At 69.6% G+C, this 17437-nt stretch carries 14 protein-coding genes; 6 read left to right on the top strand and 8 right to left on the bottom strand.

From position 1 onward, the window contains the following. Nucleotides 1-9 precede the first annotated feature (9 nt). Nucleotides 10-1155 (top strand): RNA polymerase sigma factor, encoded by a 1146-nt coding sequence (locus IPZ69_RS16285; RefSeq protein ID WP_235454881.1) that lies wholly within the window; start codon nt 10-12, stop codon nt 1153-1155. Nucleotides 1156-1214: 59 nt separating this feature from the next. On the opposite strand, the gene IPZ69_RS16280 is transcribed toward IPZ69_RS16285, so the two are convergent. The 4 genes from IPZ69_RS16280 to IPZ69_RS16265 all read right to left on the bottom strand — a co-directional run bounded on the left by IPZ69_RS16280 (nt 1215) and on the right by IPZ69_RS16265 (nt 5757). After that, nucleotides 1215-2234, bottom strand: a complete 1020-nt coding sequence (locus tag IPZ69_RS16280) for a hypothetical protein (RefSeq protein ID WP_235454849.1) — start codon at nt 2232-2234, stop codon at nt 1215-1217. Continuing rightward, entirely contained in the window at nt 2231-3505 is a 1275-nt protein-coding gene (locus tag IPZ69_RS16275; RefSeq protein WP_235454848.1) for an MFS transporter, read from the bottom strand. Before IPZ69_RS16275 ends, IPZ69_RS16280 begins: the two co-directional genes overlap by 4 nt. Nucleotides 3506-3599: 94 nt before the next feature. Beyond that, nucleotides 3600-4511: an alkaline phosphatase family protein gene (locus tag IPZ69_RS16270; protein WP_235454847.1), complete on the bottom strand. Its 912-nt coding sequence runs from the start codon at nt 4509-4511 to the stop codon at nt 3600-3602. A 37-nt stretch (nt 4512-4548) separates the two neighbouring features. Further along, nucleotides 4549-5757, bottom strand: a complete 1209-nt coding sequence (locus IPZ69_RS16265) for a S8 family peptidase (protein ID WP_235454846.1) — start codon at nt 5755-5757, stop codon at nt 4549-4551. 251 nt (nt 5758-6008) lie between these two features. On the opposite strand from IPZ69_RS16265, the gene IPZ69_RS16260 reads away from it, so the two are divergent. Then, on the top strand, nt 6009-6539 hold the full coding sequence (locus IPZ69_RS16260; protein WP_235454845.1) for an ATP-binding protein: 531 nt from the start codon (nt 6009-6011) through the stop codon (nt 6537-6539). Between the two features lie 15 nt (nt 6540-6554). Here the strand turns inward: IPZ69_RS16260 and IPZ69_RS16255 are convergent, their stop codons facing one another. Continuing rightward, nucleotides 6555-7541, bottom strand: coding sequence for a helix-turn-helix domain-containing protein (locus IPZ69_RS16255; protein WP_235454844.1), 987 nt, complete (start codon nt 7539-7541; stop codon nt 6555-6557). Between the two features lie 330 nt (nt 7542-7871). Here IPZ69_RS16255 and IPZ69_RS16250 point away from each other — a divergent pair, with 330 nt between their 5' ends. The 3 genes from IPZ69_RS16250 (at nt 7872) to IPZ69_RS16240 (ending at nt 12086) form a co-directional block, all read left to right on the top strand. Then, entirely contained in the window at nt 7872-9215 is a 1344-nt protein-coding gene (locus IPZ69_RS16250) for an L-serine ammonia-lyase (protein WP_235454843.1), read from the top strand. 833 nt (nt 9216-10048) lie between these two features. Continuing rightward, nucleotides 10049-11479 carry a fibronectin type III domain-containing protein gene (locus tag IPZ69_RS16245; RefSeq protein WP_235454842.1) on the top strand — a complete coding sequence of 477 codons (1431 nt, stop codon included), beginning with the start codon at nt 10049-10051 and terminating at the stop codon, nt 11477-11479. A gap of 61 nt (nt 11480-11540) precedes the next feature. Further along, entirely contained in the window at nt 11541-12086 is a 546-nt protein-coding gene (locus IPZ69_RS16240) for a hypothetical protein (protein WP_235454841.1), read from the top strand. Between the two features lie 91 nt (nt 12087-12177). Here the strand turns inward: IPZ69_RS16240 and IPZ69_RS16235 are convergent, their stop codons facing one another. Continuing rightward, a complete protein-coding gene (locus IPZ69_RS16235) occupies nt 12178-14136 on the bottom strand; it encodes a hypothetical protein (RefSeq protein WP_235454840.1) in 1959 nt (652 codons plus the stop codon). Nucleotides 14137-14385: 249 nt separating this feature from the next. On the opposite strand from IPZ69_RS16235, the gene IPZ69_RS16230 reads away from it, so the two are divergent. After that, on the top strand, nt 14386-15384 hold the full coding sequence (locus tag IPZ69_RS16230) for a LacI family DNA-binding transcriptional regulator (protein ID WP_235454839.1): 999 nt from the start codon (nt 14386-14388) through the stop codon (nt 15382-15384). A gap of 83 nt (nt 15385-15467) precedes the next feature. Here the strand turns inward: IPZ69_RS16230 and IPZ69_RS16225 are convergent, their stop codons facing one another. Further along, nucleotides 15468-16010 (bottom strand): hypothetical protein, encoded by a 543-nt coding sequence (locus IPZ69_RS16225; protein ID WP_235454838.1) that lies wholly within the window; start codon nt 16008-16010, stop codon nt 15468-15470. After that, nucleotides 16007-17437: an ATP-binding protein gene (locus IPZ69_RS16220; protein ID WP_235454837.1), complete on the bottom strand. Its 1431-nt coding sequence runs from the start codon at nt 17435-17437 to the stop codon at nt 16007-16009. Before IPZ69_RS16220 ends, IPZ69_RS16225 begins: the two co-directional genes overlap by 4 nt.

Genomic DNA, 17437 nt, shown 5'->3' with positions numbered 1-17437 from the left:
GTGACCCAGCTGAACGAGGCTCTGCTGCGGAGCCTCACACCGAGCGTGCTCGGAATCCTCGTCCGCCGCGGAGCAGACTTCGCGGCGGCCGAGGACGCCGTGCAGGACGCGCTGGTCGAAGCGGTCCGCGTATGGCCGGCCGACCAGCCGCGGGACCCGAAGGGCTGGCTGGTCACCGTGGCCTGGCGCCGGTTCCTGGACGCGACGCGGTCGGACACCGCCCGCCGCCGGCGCGAGGACCTCCTCGACCAGGAACCGGCCGCCGGGCCGACGCCCTCGGCGGACGACACGCTCCGGCTCTACTTCCTGTGCGCCCACCCGTCACTGACAGCGTCGTCCGCGGTCGCGCTCACGCTGCGCGCCGTCGGCGGGCTGACCACCCGCCAGATCGCCCAGGCCTACCTGGTGCCCGAGGCGACCATGGCGCAGCGCATCAGCCGGGCCAAGCGCACCGTCTCGGGCGTGCGGTTCGACCAGCCCGGCGATGTCGCCACCGTGCTGCGCGTCCTCTACCTGGTCTTCAACGAGGGCTACTCCGGCGACGTCGACCTCGCCGCCGAGGCCATCCGGCTCACCCGGCAGCTCGCGGCCGCGATCGACCACCCGGAAGTGGCCGGGCTGCTCGCGCTCATGCTGCTCCATCACGCCCGGCGCGCCGCTCGGACCGCGCCCGACGGCAGCCTGGTACCGCTCGCCGAGCAGGACCGTGGCCGGTGGGACACCAAGGTGATCGCCGAGGGTGTCGAGATCCTGCAGTCGGCCCTGTCCCGCGACCGGCTGGGCCAGTTCCAGGCGCAGGCCGCCATCGCGGCGCTGCACGCCGACGCGCTCACCGCTGAGGAGACCGACTGGGTGCAGATCGTCGAGTGGTACGACGAACTCGCGGGCCTGACCGACAGCCCGGTCGTCCGCCTCAATCGCGCGGTCGCCGTGGGCGAGGCCGACGGACCCCGCGCGGGCCTGGCGGCGCTCGCCGCACTGGACGACTCACTGCCCCGGTACGCCGCGGTGGCGGCGTACCTCCACGAGCGCGACGGCGACCTGGCGACGGCGGCACGGCTGTACGCCGAGGCGGCGCGACAGGCACCCAACCTCGCCGAGCGCGACCACCTGACCCGCCAGGCCGCCCGCCTCAACTCCGGCCGGTCTCACTGACAGGGCGCGCTCGAACCTCCCGCGGCACTCGGCGCGGCCCGGTGGCCGGAGCGGTGGCCTCACCCGTTCCGCGGCGCGGGGCCGAGCGCGGCGGGCGACTCCGCGTCGGGGATGATCCGGCGCGGGGTGCCGGAACCGTCGGCGGGCACACTCCAGATGTCGGCGTGGCCCCGCCCCCGGGGGAGCGAGTAGGCGATGGTGTGCGGGTCGAGCCATGCGGCCTGGTCGTCCACGCTGCGGGTCTCGGCGAGCGGGGTGACCCGGCGGGTGGCCAGGTTCAGGACCGAGAGCCGCCAACCGTGGTGCGGGTCGCCGTCGACGGCGGATTTGAAGGCGATACGGGTGCCGTCCGGGGAGAGGGAGGGGCACTCGACGTTGTCCCGGACGGTGCGAAGGCGGTGGGTGGCCAGGTCGCCCAGGACCAGGTAGCGGTGGCCGGCGGTGGACATGGTCGCGTAGAAGCGGCGGTCGTCGGCGGTGAAGGTCACGCCCCAGAAGTTGAGGTCCCGGGCCTTGTACGGCTGGCCCGACACGGTGATCTTCCAGTCCTCCAACGTGGGGATGAGCTCCTGGGTACGGGTGTCGAGGATGCCGACGCGGGTGGAGAACCGCCCTCCGTTGTAGGAGTCGCCGGCCACGAACACCGTCCAGGCGACCATCCGCCCGCTGGGCGAGACCCTGGCCCGGTTGGGCACTCCGACCAGGGGTATCTCGCGGGTGGGATGGAGATTCCGGTCGAGGACCACGAGTTGGTAGGTCGTCAGCCCCGGGTCGAGGCGCAGGCACAGTCCCGTGCTCCCGGCCGCGTACAGCCTGCTGCACGACAGCGTCGACACCACCTTGCTCCCGCCCGGGGAGTTCGCCGGTACGGCGACCAGACGGCCCTGGCTGTCCGCCGCCGTGCTGCGGGCCAGCAGGCGCGGCCCGGGGGCGAGCGAGACGGTGCCGGTCGCCGCCGACCGTGAGGACGCCCCGGCGTCCCGGGCGTCCAGGATGGCCAGGGCCGCAAGGGCGGCCAGCGCGATCAGATGGCCCAGGATGATGAACCCGGTGAGGAGCCGCTTGTTGCGCTTGCTCATGCCGTCACCGTTTCCTTCGGGGTCGTGGGGCGCGGAAGCAGGACGGAGGTCGCCGCGGCCGCGAGGACGGCCGCGCCCGCGGCGGCCCGGGCCGCGTCGGTGCCTCCCCAGTTCGCCCAGGCGGCCCCGAAGGCCACCGACGAGGCGAAGTAGGCCACGGCCTGGACGGTCTGCACGCAGGCCAGGCCGGTGGTGCGCAGGTCGGCGGGGAGGACGGGCCCGGCCAGCGCCATCAGGACTCCGTCGGTGGCGGCGTAGAAGGCGCCGTGGCAGCACAGCACCGCGACGGCCAGCGGCATACCGTCCAACGGGCTGCCCAGCAGCAGATATACGGCCACCAGCGCGCCGTAACCGGAGAGCAGAACCGTGTGCCGGCCGAACCGGTCGGCGAGCGCGCCGAGGGGAGTGGCGAGCAGCAGGTAGACCAGGTTCGTCCCCACGGCCAGGAGCGGGAACCAGCCGGTCGTCACGGTGTGGCGCTGCATCAGCAGCAGATACACGAAGCCGTCGCCGATGGAGGTCAGCCCCAGGAGCCCGGCGGCGTACAGGAGTCTGCGGATGGGGGCCGCGCGCAGCAGCCCCGCCGCGGCGCGCAGGGTGACGGGCGCGGCAGGCGGGCGCTTCTCGCGGTGGTCCCGGACCAGGAACGCGAGCGCCAGCAGGCCGACGACGGCCACGCAGAAGCTGGTGAGGAACAGTGCGTTGAAGGCGGCCGGCGTGATGGTTCCGACGGCCGTCAGCACGCCGAGCGCGGCCAACGGCCCGGCGAACGCGCCGGCGCTGTCCATGGCGCGGTGGACCCCGAACGCCCGGCCGAGCAGCGGCTCGGGGACGGACAGGGTGATGAGCGCGTCGCGCGGGGCCGTGCGCAGCCCCTTTCCGGTGCGGTCGGCGACGATGACCGCGCCGAGGGCCGGCACCGAGGAGCCGGCGGCGACGAGGCCCAGCTTGGCCAGCGCCGAGACGCCGTAGCCGACCGCCGCCACGGGCTTGCGCCTGCGGAAGCGGTCGGCGACGAACCCCCCGACCAGCCGCAGCAGGGCGGTCGCGCCCGTGTAGAGGCCGTCGACCATGCCGTATGCCGCCGGACTCATGTGCAGGGTGAGGACGAGGTAGAGCGGGAGGACGGCCGTGACCATCTCCGCGGAGACATCGGTGAGCAGGCTCACCGTCCCCAGTGCCAGGACGTTGGCCCCGACCGAGGCCAGGCCGGCGCGCCGGCCTCGGTCGGAGCGGTCTTTGGGCGGTCGGTCGATGGTGGACAGGTACACGGCCGTGCTCGCTTCCTCGGGGCGGTGGGGAGGGGCCGGCGGCCGGAACCAGGTGCCGTGTTCCGGCCGCCGACGGTTTTCGCGTCGGGCCGGGTCAGCCCTTGCGGGAGGCGGCCGAGGAGGTGTCCCAGGCGTCGGTGATGGGGGACTTGTTCGCGGCGTTGCCGAGGGCGGGCAGCCCGTACATGTCCTCCAGGGTGCGGAGCACGTTGTAGTGGTTGATCTGCGTGCTGGACTGGTTGCCCGCCTTCACATGGGCGCCGGCCATGACCGTGTAGATCTGGTTGACGCTGGTGAAGTTGTCCTCGTCGAAGGTCGCGATGAACAGGCTGTTGTGGCTCTTGGCCCACTGGACGTACGAGTCCATGTGCTTCTTGAGCCAGGAGTCACCGGTGCCGATCGAGCAGTCGTGCATGTCGTTGCACATGTCGGGGATGACGAACGACACCGTCGGCAGCTTCGTGAAGTCGCTGGGGAACGTGGAGAACGGCACGTTGTACGCGGAGCCGCTCACGGTGGGGAAGTCCGCCCAGGGGGCGTGCTTGCGCCGGTACTTGCCGCTCTTGCAGTCGGTGGAGCCGGCCTTGGGCAGGGCCTCGGAGTAGCCCTTGAAGGTCTTGTGGGCGTCCAGCAGTTGCTGCCCCAGGTTGCCGGTCCGGAACGACTTGGGACAGTCGTCGTTCTTGACCCCCTGCTGGGAGCCGGAGAACAGTCCGATGTAGTTGGGCTGGCTGGGGTGGGTCAGGCCGAAGGAGCTGGTGAACAGCGTTCCTTGGGACGCGAGTGAGTTGAGGTAGGGGGCGTTGGAACTGCCCTTGACCGACGTGTAGTTCTTGTTCTCGAACATGGCGATGACCACGTGGTCGTACTGCGGGATCGCCGACGCGACCGGTTTGGTCGCCGAGCTGTTGTGGGCGTGTTCCGCCGACTTCACTGGGAGCACGTGCATGGCGAGGAGAGCCAGCGCGGGTGCGCACAGCAGTGGGGCGATGCGGGAAAGACGCATCGTGTAACCCTCCTTGTGGGGATCGGTGCGGTGGGGTTTACCTGCTGGCACGGGCAGCGGTGCTGCCCGTGTACAGCAGGCGATTCGGGGTGTTGCTGCCCGCGTCGCGGATCTTGTCGGGCGTGGCGCTGCTGGTCAGCGCCGTCTGCACATCCGCGGGCGTGGCGTTCGGGTGGGCGGAGAGCCACAGCGCGGCGGCACCGGTGACGTGGGGAGCCGCCATGGAGGTGCCGGACAGCGTGTGGGTGGCCGTGTCGCCGCTGTTCCATGCCGAGACGATGCCGGTGCCGGGGGCGAACAGGTCGGTGCAGCGGCCGAAGTTGGAGCTGGAGCGCCGGGTGTCGTTGGAGTCGGCGTTGTTGACCACGATCGCCGAGGTGATGTCGCCCGGTGAGTTGTTGCAGGCGTCCTTGCCGCTGTTGCCGGAGGAGACGACCCAGGTGACCCCGGAGGCGATGGACTTCTTGATCGCGTCGTCCTCGCTGCTGCTGCGTGAGCCGTTGATGCTCATGTTGACCACTGCCGGCTTGACGGCGTGTGCGGTGATCCAGTCGGCGGCGGCGATGATGGCCGAGGTGCTCGCGGAGTCGTTGCAGGTCAGGACGCGAACGGCGACGAGCTTGACGCCCTTGGCGACGCCGTAGTCCTTGCCGCCGACCGTTCCGGCCACATGGGTGCCGTGGCCCATGCAGTCCTGTCCGTTGCGGCCGTCGCCCACCTCGTCCACGCCGATGGAGGCGCGGCCCTCGAACTGCTTGTGGGTGGTGCGCAGACCGCTGTCGACGAGGTAGACCGTGACGTTGCTCGCGGTCGTGGAGTACGTGTAGCTCTTGTCGAGGGGGAGCTTGCGCTGGTCGATGCGGTCCAGGCCCCAGGACGGCGGGTTGTCCTGCGTGGCGGAGCCGTGCAGCTCCGCGTCCTGCTCCACGTAGGCCACGCGCGGGTCGGCGGCCGTGGCACGCGCCTGCTGCGGTGTCATCTCGGCGGCGTACCCGTGCAGCACGGTGCTGTAGGTGTGCCGGATTCTGGCGCTGTGGTCGCGGGCGAGCCGCAGGGCCGTGTCCCGTACCGGAGCGGCGGCCGTGTCCTTGAGGACGACGATGTACCGCCCCGTGAGGGCGTCGGCCGAGGTGCGGATTTCGCCGCCGGACGGTGTCTTCGCGCCGGCCGCCTGAAAGACCTGTGTGGACAGGGCAGCGGTGACCACCAGGGCGGAGAGAGCGGCTATTCGGGCAGATGGACGCACGTAGGCTCCAGGGAGAGAGGGGGGATGGGAAGGCCCCCGGGATCCAAGTGCGATTGGTGTACCGCCAGTTGGGCCCGCGTGGTGACGACGTGTCGCCAGTGGCGAAGAAGGGCGCGAGCGCGATCCGTGACATCCGGACGACGTCGCTCGCTCCGGTGACCACCTGACGCCATGAGCGACGGCTGGCCACTCTCGCGGAGCGGGGGCGGCTACAAGGGAAGCAAACAAGGCGTGCTCCTGAGGAGATGCGCATGTCCCGCCATCGGTTCCGTTTCGCATTTGAGGCAACCCCCGCGGCGGTCCACGCCGCACGCCACCGGATCTCGGCCGCGGTACGGAGGAGGGACGCCCCGCTCGACGACGAGGTGTGCTCTCAACTGGAGCTGGTGGCAACGGAGTTGCTCACCAACGCGGTGCGCCACGCGTCCGGGCCACTGACCGTCGACATCGAGCTGGAGGGCGGGCTCGTGGTGATCGAGGTCGTCGACGGCAGCACCGAAGCGCCCCTGCCGAGGGTGGCGGACGCCGACGACGCAGGCGGACGCGGCCTCGCGCTGATCGACGCGCTGTGCCTGCTCCACGGCAGCGAACGCGTAGCGTCGGGCAAACGCTGCTGGGCGGTACTGCCCGTGGAACAACAGGCAGCCCAGCAGGCACCCCACATCGACGTGGCCCCCGCCGTGAACGCGGGCGTCGGCGGTGCCGCGAACGACTCCGCCCGCTGGTCGCTCACCGCGGCCGGCGCCCGACTCCTCCTGCGGATGCCGGCGACCGGGACGTGACCACGCCCGCCCCGGTCAGATCCAACCGTTGCGGGTCGCGTGCAGGGCCATTTGGAAGCGGGTGAGCGATCCGGCACGGGTGTTGAGCTGCTCCAGATGGCGAGACAGCGTGCGGCGGCTCACGCCCAGCAGTTCGGCGATGGTCTCGTCGGTCACGCCGGTGGCCAGGAGCTCCAGGATGCGGCGATGCATCGGGCTGAGCGCCGAGGGCACGCGCTCGTTCAGATGCATGGGCAGCGCCGTCCGCCATGAGGTCTCGAACAGCCCCGTCAGCGCCGACAGCAGGCTGGAGGGGTGGACGATGAGCAGCGAGTCGTTGACTTCGGCTTCGACGAAGGACATCGACACGATGGCCAGCCGCTGGTCGAAGATGGTCAGCTTCACCGGGACCGTCGGAAGGATACGGGCATGCTCCCCGGCAGCGATGCACGGCTGGATGTTGATGCTGTAGTACGCGGAGTTCTCGATAGCCGACTTGGAGTACACGACCCGGTACTCGACACCGTTCTTGAGCTTCTCGACCTCGATCGGGTTGGCGCTGCCGTGGGTGTGGTACGGCGGTGAGTCGAACCGCAGGACCTGGGTTTCGGCGGCTTCCTCGATGTTCCAGATGTGCTCGGCGATCGAGGGACCGGTGACGACCTCGACCAGGTTCTCCGTCGCCTGCGGACTGACGGAGCGCCGGTAGCCGCGATAGGCGTTGACGGCGGCCTGGTGCGACTGACGGAGTTCGGCCGTGCGGGCGTGCGCCAGGTATTCCAGCGCGATGGTCGGCTCGACCGGCACGTGTTGGCAGACGTCGGTCCCGGAGACGGTGATCAGGCCGAGCTTGCGCAGTTGCGCCAACTCTCCTTCCAGATCCTGTTCCTGTTCTTCGTCCAGGTCCCTGGCCAGACTTTCCTGTCTACAGGGACCGATGGCAAGCAGAGCCATATAGATGTCCGCCTGTCGGTGGCTCAGACCAAGGCGACACAAATGGGTCCGCAGGTCCTCTTCGGCCATTGGAGCACCTCCCAGTGAGAACGGGGGACCATTCCACTGCCGGGAGGGAAACGTGTACTCCCTTTCCTCCACGGCGAGTTGGTGCTCGGCATCGTGGCACGCCCTGTCCGTCGAGCGCTACGTGACCCGTGAGTATGTGGGCGGTGCCATAGCGAGAGGGAGACGCGAATGCCCGTATGCGTCAGTGGCCACCGTGTGCCACCGGACAGGGAACTTCGGGAGTACACCATTCTCACCCTGGTCGGCAATTCATCGCGCAAACCAATGATCCGGTACTTCCAGAAGCACCCCGCCGCCGCGCCCTTCGTCACCCAGCCCCATGGAGCTCCCGTGATCAGTACGTTCGCTCTCTTCAGCATCGGTATCGGCCCCTCCAGCTCACACACGGTTGCTCCGATGCGCGCCGGTCGCCGCTTCGTCCGGGGACTCGACAAACGGGGCGTGCTGGCCGAAGTCGCGGCGATCAGGATCGAGTTGTACGGCTCATTGGCCGCCACCGGCATCGGTCACGGCACGGACAAGGCCGTCCTGCTCGGACTTGCGGGCGAGGAGCCGGAAACGGTCGACGTCACCAGCGCCGACCACCGGTTCCGGCAGTTCGCCGCGGAGCGCCGGATCCGGCTGCCGGGATCGTATGCCGCCGCCTTCGACATCAGCTTCCACCAGGACAGGACCCTGCCGGCCCATCCCAACGCCCTGACGCTCAGCGCCTTCGACAGCAAGGGGAGCGTCCTCGACAGTCAGACCTACTACTCGATCGGCGGCGGGTTCCTGCTCGACGATGCTTCCCAGACCCCCGACCACAGACCTGGCGTCCCCCCTTGCCAGTTCACCAACGCCGAGCAACTACTCGCCCTGGCCGGCGAAGGCCCCATCAGCGACGTGATGTTGGCCAACGAGACCGTATGGCGGTCGGAATCCGAGGTCCGCGACCGGCTCCTGCACATCTGGAAGGTCATGCGCGACTGCGTGCGGCGCGGTTGCGGCAACGAGGGCATCCTGCCCGGTGGGCTGAACGTGCCCCGGCGCGCCCCCGCCCTGTACAACCGGCTGCAGAAGCACACCGACCCGGCCGACCCGCTGACGGCCATGGACTGGGTCGCCCTCTACGCCTTGGCGGTCAACGAGGAGAACGCCGCCGGGGGACGGGTCGTGACCGCCCCCACCAACGGCGCCGCCGGCATCATCCCGGCCGTCCTGCACTACTGCCACCAGTTCGTGCCCGGCACCGACGACGACAGCACCGTCCGCTTCCTGCTCACCGCCGCCGCCATCGGCATCATCGTCAAACGCAATGCGTCCATCTCCGGAGCCGAAGTGGGCTGCCAGGGAGAGGTCGGTACCGCTGCCGCGATGGCCGCCGCGGGCCTGACCGAACTCATGGGCGGAACCCCCGCCCAGGCCGAAACCGCCGCGGAGATCGCCCTCGAACATCATCTCGGCATGACCTGCGACCCCGTAGCCGGACTCGTTCAGATCCCGTGCATCGAGCGCAACGCCATCGCCAGCGCCAAGGCCATCACCGCGGCGCGCCTGGCCATCCACGGCGACGGACGACATCTGATCCCGCTGGACAGCGTCATCAGCACCATGCGTGAGACCGGCGCCGACATGAGCACCAAGTACAAGGAGACCGCCCGCGGCGGCCTCGCTCTCAACTTTCCCCAGTGCTGATCTGCCGGACCCTAGAACCAATTGGTGTAGGTGAAGGTGAAGAGGTAGGCGCGACGCGTTGCCGATCGTAGGGACAGGCCGCGTGCCCGCATGACCGCCAATGTCCCCACGAACAGGGCGCCAAATGATCCCGCGGTGATGAGACCGGCGAGGTGAGCCGTGAACCGGGCTAGCGCCGCGCTCACCATCACTACAACGACGAAGCCGCAATGGGCGATGATCCTGTCACCACGCGTTCCTTTCGTGGCTGCGGAGTCGGCAGCCGGGCCATCAGACCGCATCGATGAATTCCATTCGATTCGAGGTCCGGCAGACACGACTTTGGCGGATCGGCCGGCTGGAGTTGATAGTCCCCTGCTCGCCGTGTGCCGTTGTGCCAGGGGGGATATGTGTCCCGCGACTCTAGCCAGGACGCAGTCGTGTTTCGCCGATGATGCACCGAACTCTTCTTCGGGAGTCCCGAAGTATTTGAGCGTTGCGGGTGGTTACTGGCCCGTGCCCTCTGCCGTCCGCAATTTGACGAAGGTTCGGGCGAACTCATTCCGGCGGAGGATGGCCGCGACGATCGTTGGTCCTTGACTCCTTGCCGCTCCGCCCCGTAGTTAGGGCAACCCCCGTTGCCTGCCGGGCGATGTCCGGCCGGTCGTTCACCCCATCCGGCGACCGCCGGCTACTCGGCGAGGACAGTGAACCCGCCCGTCTGGACCGCCCCCGGCCTCACCGGGCGCGCGGCGGGTCGATCCGTGGCCGACCGCCGCTGACCGGTCCGTCCAAGCGATGGCACGGCGTCGACTGTCACCTCGCCTCCCACGACACATGGAGGAACAGCCATCATGAGCAAAGAGACCGCACGAAAACATGGCAGGAAGAAACCGTGGACGCTCCTCGTGGTGCTCAGCACCCTGGCGGGACTGGGCGCCGCGGCTGTCGGCATCCATGCCGCCATGGCGGGAAGCGCCGGCTCGGTGGGCACACCCCACAGCTCGGCCAGCAGCGGAGACATACCGACGCGGTCCACGAAGGAGCCGGCTCCGCTGGGCCAACCCCCGAAGAGCGATGCCGACCGAGGCATGGTCTATGCGGGACTGAGGGCGGCACCGAAGGATGATCCGTGCGTCGGCCTGTACCACCTGGACGATTCCGGTCAGTGCAGCCATGGCCCGGACGCGGCGCCCAAGGGCATGGACATCAGCAAGGACACCCCTCCCATAGCCGCTTCTCGAAGCGGTGCGCGTGAACTTCGTGCAGACGGCGGCGCCTCCGCGCCCGGCGCGTCGATCCCGTGCATCGGCGACGGCAAGTCGGGCAACAGGGTTCAGGTGCTCTACGTGCACGCCCCCGGCCAGGACCGGTTCGCCCAGTACCAGGCTTCCTTCCAACGCTGGGCCGCGGACATCGACACCATCTACAACGCCAGTGCCGCGGAGACCGGCGGAACACGTCACATCCGTTTCCTCTCGGATTCGTCCTGCAAACCGGCACTGACCGGTGTCGAAGTCGGGGCCTCGGAGCTGCAGGACTTCAGCTCGCTGAACCGGGCCTTGAGCGCCAAGGGCTACGACCGGCGTGACCGCAAGTACCTGCTCTTCGCGGACTCCAACGTGTACTGCGGCATCGGAACCATGGCCGGGGACGAACAGCCGGGCACCAACAACCGCAGCAACTTCGGCCCTTCCTACGCACGGGTCGACGCCGGCTGCTGGAACGGCCAGGTCGCGGCGCACGAGCTCGGCCACAATCTGGGCGCCGTCAACGACAGTGCTCCGCACAGCACCAAGGCGGGCCACTGCGTGGACGAGTGGGACGTCATGTGCTACTCGGACGCGCCCTACCACCCGCGCATGCAGGTGCTGTGCCCGGATCGCGCGAAAGAGGCCCGACTCGACTGCAACCACGACGACTACTACAACACCGCCCCGAAGCCCGGAAGTTATCTGGCCACCCACTGGAACGTGGCCGACAACACCTTCCTGTCGAAGGGCGGGGGCACGGACAACGGCCCCGGTGGATCCACCGGGCCCACAGCACATGCCACGCAGGTGAAGACCACATCGGCCGTGCTGACCTGGCGCGGCGTCCCCACCGCGGATCTCTACACCGTCCGGGTCAACGGACGTTCCTTCGGCAACGTGAAGGGGCTCCGGCTGAGCCTGACCTCGCTGTGGCCGGGCACCGACTACAAGGTCACGGTCACCGCCCACACCCCGAAGGGCACCACCAAACCGGGACCCGCTGCGACGTTCCGCACCAAGGAGGTGCAGTGAACGCGGACGAGCGCACCGGACTCCGGTCCCTTGACCCACTCCGCCAGGAGGTAGGCCAGGGATGCGCCTGAAGGGAACGACCGCGGCGGCGGCCGCGCTGCTCGCCGGAGTCGTTGTGGTGAGTGGAGCCCATCCGGCTTCCGCGCACGACGACACCATCACGTTCCGGGTCTCACTCGACCGGTCCGGGCAGGTCCTGGCACTGGGCACCTATGAGAACGACAAGGACCCGGTGGACGACAAAGTGGTCGGTACGCTCACGGCGCAGGCGCCCGACGGCCGCACCGTCGGACCGTGGCGCCTTGTGCAAGTACCCCACGTGGCGGGCGGATTCACCACGCGGGAGCACCTGTCCGAGGGACGGTGGCGCGTCACGGTACGCAGCGCCTTTCCCGAACTGGGCTACGGCGAAGCCAACGTCACCGTCCCCAAACCGGTGACGAGTTCGCCGAAGCCCGGCGAAGGGGCGAAGGTGTCGGTTGTCTCCCCGGAGCCGCCGCGCGGGCCGGGCGACAACTGGACAACGTGGACGTGGATCGCCGCCGCCGCGGTCGTCCTGGTCGGCAGCGTCCTTCTGGCGGGGTACCGGCGTCGTCGTCGCCGCTGATTCGGCGGCGGACGGACGCTCACGGGCATGCGCCCACGTCGCGAGTCTGGTCGCGCGGCGTGGGCGCTCTCGTGCCAGGCACCGCTGAGAATCAGTTGCCCACCTCGACCGACGCCGAACGGCCGGGAGCCAGCGCGACCTTGACATAGGTGTAGGTCACGCCGTCCACCACCTTGGTCCGAGCCTTGCGCGGTGCGCCGTTGACCTCGACGGAGCCGTATCGGCCCAGGAAGCGGGCCTCCCACTGGTACGCGTGGGTGCCGGCGCTGTGCGTGAGCGTCGACTTCGTCGGCCCGTCGTGGCGCAGGGTGAACGTGCTGTCGCCGATCTTCAGATCCTTGATCTGCGTCCAGTCGGTTCCGGACGGCAGCCGGGACTGGGTCGACAGGGCGTGGTCGGGGGCGTCGGGCTCGACGCCCATCAGGCCCTGGACCGTCTGGCCGACCAGGGTGAACGACACCTCGGGGTAGTCGCCGTTCGGTCCCTGCTTCGACACCGGGTGCCGGACGTTGCGCTGGTCGTAGACGTACCGCATCCACTTCCACGCCGTGTCGTTGCGGTTGTTGGCGAAGAAGGTGTCCGGCAGGTACGAGATGGCCTCGACGTTGCTCGGCTTCCCGCTGCCGCTCGCCTGCTGGTCGATGAAGTCGAGGTAGGCGTCGTTGCGGGGGCCCGCCTCGATGATCCTCTTCATCGGCATGAACCAGCTGTTCTCCTTGCCCCAGCCCGTCAGCGGCCTGCCGTCCGTGGTGTATCCGCGGACCATGTCACCGCCGGAACCGGTGCCGCTCCAGGTCGAGTTGAAGTAGCACTTCAGACCGGCCGCCTTGCGGGTGTACGTACGGGCGAGGTCCTCGTCGCCCCGGTTCTTCGCGAGGGCGGCCATGGCCAGGTACGCCTGGTACTGCGAACCGATGGCGTCACCGGCCTCCCTGAGGGGCTCGTCCCCGACCTCGTCGTAGCTCGCGGTGCCGGCGAAGATGCCCTTGCCCGTGCCCTCGGCGACGCCGTTCGGCTTGTCGCCGTCGTGGAGCGAGACGAACTGGTCGGTGGTGTGCCGGTAGAAGTCCCACAGCGTGCTGTCGCGGACGTACGCGCTGTCGCCGGTCCACCGGTAGGCCTGGTTCGCCTTCTCCACCAGCTCGAAGCCCGCCGGGACCTCCCGGACGAAGTCGGTCGGGCCGTGATAGTCGATCGCCAGGTAGGTCTTGTTGTCGAAGTTCATGGCCCAGACGGGGAAGTACTTGTGTTCCGCCGTCGACGAGGCCGCGAACGCCTTGAGCATGCTCTGGTTCTCGGCGTCCAGCCCGAGCACGGCGGCGCCCGCCAGCTGGTGGACCATGTCGCGTGAGTAGTAGCCGCTGCGGTGGGCATAGCCCGCCCAGTAGGACGGACCGTACGTACCGGTCCCGGTACCCGAGGTGTTGCGCTCGTCGACGTTGAGCGGGCCCTCGGTGCCCGGCAGTTGCACCCAGCTGTTGGCCTTGCGCTTCGCCCAGTCGAACATCTCGACCAGCCTGGGGTCCGACGAGGTCACGACCGGGTCCGCCGGAGCCGCGGGCGAGACCATGACGTCGTCGGCGTTGACCCAGCCGCTGCCCGACTCGAAGGCGATCTGCAGTTGGTCACCGGGGTTCAGCGGCACCCGGCTCACGGTGTAGCGGGCATAGCCGGACTGGCTGGGCAGGTCCACCGATCCGGCTGTCGTGCCGTTGACGCGGACGGTGAACTTCCCGCCCGCGCCGCCCGTGGCGACCCAGGCCGAGAGGTCGTACGTACCCGTGGCGCCGGCCGTGATCGTCTGCGAGACCTCCTTGCCGGTGCCACCGTCCAGATAGATCAGCTTCCTGCCGCTGTGCGGCAGGTTGGTGGCGACACCGGTACCGGCCGTGAAGGTCCAGCCGGCCTGGTCCTGCTCGAAGCCGGGGTTCGTGACAGTCAGCGGCGCGGGCGCCGCCTCGGCGGGGCTGCTCATGGCCAGGGGAGTGAGCGGGGTGAGCAGGGCGAGGGCGGCTATGTGGCCCACACGTTTGGGGCGGGTGGATCTCATGGCGGCTCCAGTCCATGGCGGGGATGGGTGCGTGGACGCTAGCAACGGGCATGGAGCCTTTCAATAGACCGGTCACGAAATGCCTGCCCGCACGACAGAAAGTTTGCATTGATTCATTGCAAGTCCGATGACGGGTGACTAGCGTCCCCCTCGTCAGCCGGTCCGCCGTGAGAGATGTCCGTGGCCCGTCCGGTCGTAAGATCGTGCGGAGCCGGAGAAGTGCGTGAGCCACCCGACGAAGGGGAGTGCATGAAGGTCGGCATCGTCGAGGTAGCCGCTCGCGCCGGAGTCAGCGAGGCGACCGTCAGCCGCGTCATCAACCGGCGGCAGGGCGTCGCGAAGAAGACACGGGACGCGGTCGAGAGCGCGATGGCGGAGCTGGGCTACGAGCGCCCGGTCCAAGGCCAGCTGGTCGCCGTGATGACCGAGCACGTCTCGAACCCGTTCTTCGCCGACGTCGCCGAACGAATCGAGTCGGCCCTCGTCCCGCACGGTCTCAAGGCCGTCCTCTGCCCCGCCTTCCCCGGCGGCGTCCAGGAGCGCGAGTTCATCACCTCGATCGTCGACAAGGGCATCGCGGCCGTCATCTTCCTCTCGGTGTCGAACACCCTTGAGGGTGCGGACACCGAGACGTACGAGCTGCTGCGGGCGCGCCGCATCCCCTACGTCGGCATCAACGGCGAGTTCGCCCCCGAGGTGTCCGCCCCCGTGTTCTCCACGGATGACGCCCTGGCCGCGGAGCTGGCCGTCGACCATCTGTACCGGCTCGGCCACCGCGTCATCGGAATGGCGTCGGGTCCGGTCGGCAACCATCCCGCCGACCGGCGCGTGCGAGGCTTCGTCGATGCCATGGCCCGGCGGGGGACCGAGGCCGCCGACGACCTGGTGATCCGCCAGTCCTACACGGTCGAGGGCGGCCAGGCGGCCGCCACCGCTCTGCTCAAGCTGGGAGTCACCGCGATCGTCGCCGCCAGCGACTACATGGCCCTCGGTGCGATTCGGGGAGTGCGGCGGCAGGGCAGGTCGGTGCCCGAGGACGTCTCGGTCGTGGGCTACGACGGCGCGATGATCACCGAGTTCGTCGACCCGCCCCTGACCACGGTCCGCCAGCCCGCCGACCGCCTCGCGCTGGAGGTCGGCCGCAGCGTGCAGGCACTGGTCGCCGGGCGAGAGGTCCCCCACGGCGAACTGCTCTTCGACCCCGAACTGGTGATCCGAGCCTCGACGGGCCCGGTGCGCAAGGACTGACGAAGTCCGTGTGACGCCACGGGGCGGTCCGTGGGCCGGCCCGTGGCGATGGCCGAGCGCTGTACGCGGGAACCGCTCCGCCCTCAGTTGTCGAGGAAGTAGGAACACCGGTAAGGACCGAGCGGCCGGCCGTCCGGTTTGAGGGTTACCTGGACGTCGTCCGGGCGGATGTCCGGTTCGAGGAGGGACTGGGCGCGGGCCAGGCTGCACACCAACTGCCCGTTCAGGAGGCGGTTGTCGGGCGAGAGCAGGGTGCCGGGCATGTCGAGCGTGACCTGCTTGCCGTGGCCGGTTGCCGTGTACGTGCCCGTCGGCTCGACGAGGTTGGTGAGGCCGCTCTTCTGCTCCGACGCGTTCGGGCCCGCCACCAGCAGCTTGACGGCGGAACCGAGCTCGGTCACCTCGCGGTCGGGCCGCGAGACACCGCGCAGGCCCGTGTCGGAGGCGAAGTAGATCCGCATGCCCTTGGTGAGCCCCGCGGCGGGCTCGCCCGCGTCGACCACCCCCGTCGGTTGCACCCCGCACCCCGCGACCGCGGCCATCAGCAGCAGGACACTGGCCGTCCATCGCGGAACGCGGTCGCGCAGGCTGCTCGGCACCCGTATCAAGCCGTTCGTGATGTTCATGGCCGCTCCTCGGTCCGTCGGCGGGGCAGCCGCAAGGTGAACACCGCGCCGCCGCCCGCCCGGTTGGCCGCCTCGATGGTGCCGTCGTGCAGGCGGGCGTTCTCCAGGGCGATAGCGGTGCCGAGGCCGCTGCCCTCGGACCGGGTACGGGCGGCGTCGGTCTTGTAGAAGCGCTCGAAGACGTGAGTCAGGGACTCGGCCGGCAGGCCGGGGCCGCGGTCACGGACCTCGACGGTGATCTCGTCGTCCGTGGCGCGCAGTACCACGTCGACGGGCGGGGCCCCGTGCCGCAGCGCGTTGCCGACCAGGTTCGCCACGACCACGTCCACGCGGCGCCGGTCGACGTTCGCCCGCACGCCGTCCGGGAGGTCGGCGTGCACGAGGTCGGTCCAGCCGCGTCGTGCCAGCGTCGAGCGGATCGCCGCCGCGAGGTCGGTGTCGGAGGGATTGAGCCGGACGGCACCGGCGTCGAAACGGGAGATCTCGATGAGGTCCTGGACGAGCCGTGAGAGCTGCGCCGTCTCGGAGCTGACGGTACGGGCGGCCATGGCGGAGTCCGCGGGCAACTGGTCGGCGTCCTCGTCCAGTACGGTCGCCACCATCGTCATCGCGGCGAGCGGGGTGCGCAGTTCGTGCGAGACGTCGGCGACGAAGCGGCGGGCCCGTTCCTCCTGCTCGCGCAGTTTGGTGACGGAGGCCTGAAGGCTGTCGGCGGTGTGGTTGAAGCTCCGGGCGAGGTCGGCGAGTTCGTCCCGTCCCTTCACCGTGACCCGGGTGGACAGATCGCCCGCCGCGAGTGTGCGGGTGGCCCGGCCCAGGTCCCGTACCGGACGCAGCACGGTCCGGGCGGAGAGCAGCGCGAGGACCGCGGTCAGAAGGACGACCGGGACGAGTCCCGCGCGCACGGTGGCCAGCAGTCCGGCGGTGTCCTCCTCCTCGGCCCGCAGCGAGGAGACGGTGAAGACGTCGAGTTCGGAGGTGCGGCCGTCGTCGAAGGCAACGGGCGTACCGACGACCAGATAGGGCTCGCCGTGCCACTCGACGCGCTGGAACTTCATCCGGCCGGTGGTGCGCACCGCGGCGCGCAGTTCGGGGGTGATGCGCGTCTGGTCGGCGGTGGTGTCGGAGGATGCCGCCAGGTCGTGGTAGCGGGCGACCACGAGGTCACTGCCGAGCCCCCGCGAGACATTGGCCGCGAGGCGGTTGAGGGTGTTGCGGTCGGGCGGCGTGTCCACGTCGGCGGCGACCTCGCCCACCCGGTCGCGGAAGTCCGTCTGGATCGCGTCCTGGGTGCGCTTCAGCACCGCGTTGCGGGATTCGCGGTAGGCGAGCGTGGTGGCGGTCACCGCGCTGATCAGGGAGACGAGGACGAAGGTGACGACGAGGCGGATGCGCAGTCCGCCCGTCCGCAGCCGCGGGCGCCTCAT

Source organism: Streptomyces olivochromogenes (assembly GCF_021538895.1).
In the GTDB taxonomy this organism is placed as follows: Bacteria; Actinomycetota; Actinomycetes; order Streptomycetales; family Streptomycetaceae; genus Streptomyces; species Streptomyces olivochromogenes_A.
The sequence above is the reverse complement of the archived record's forward strand: the minus strand, read 5'-3'. Positions and strand labels throughout refer to the sequence as shown.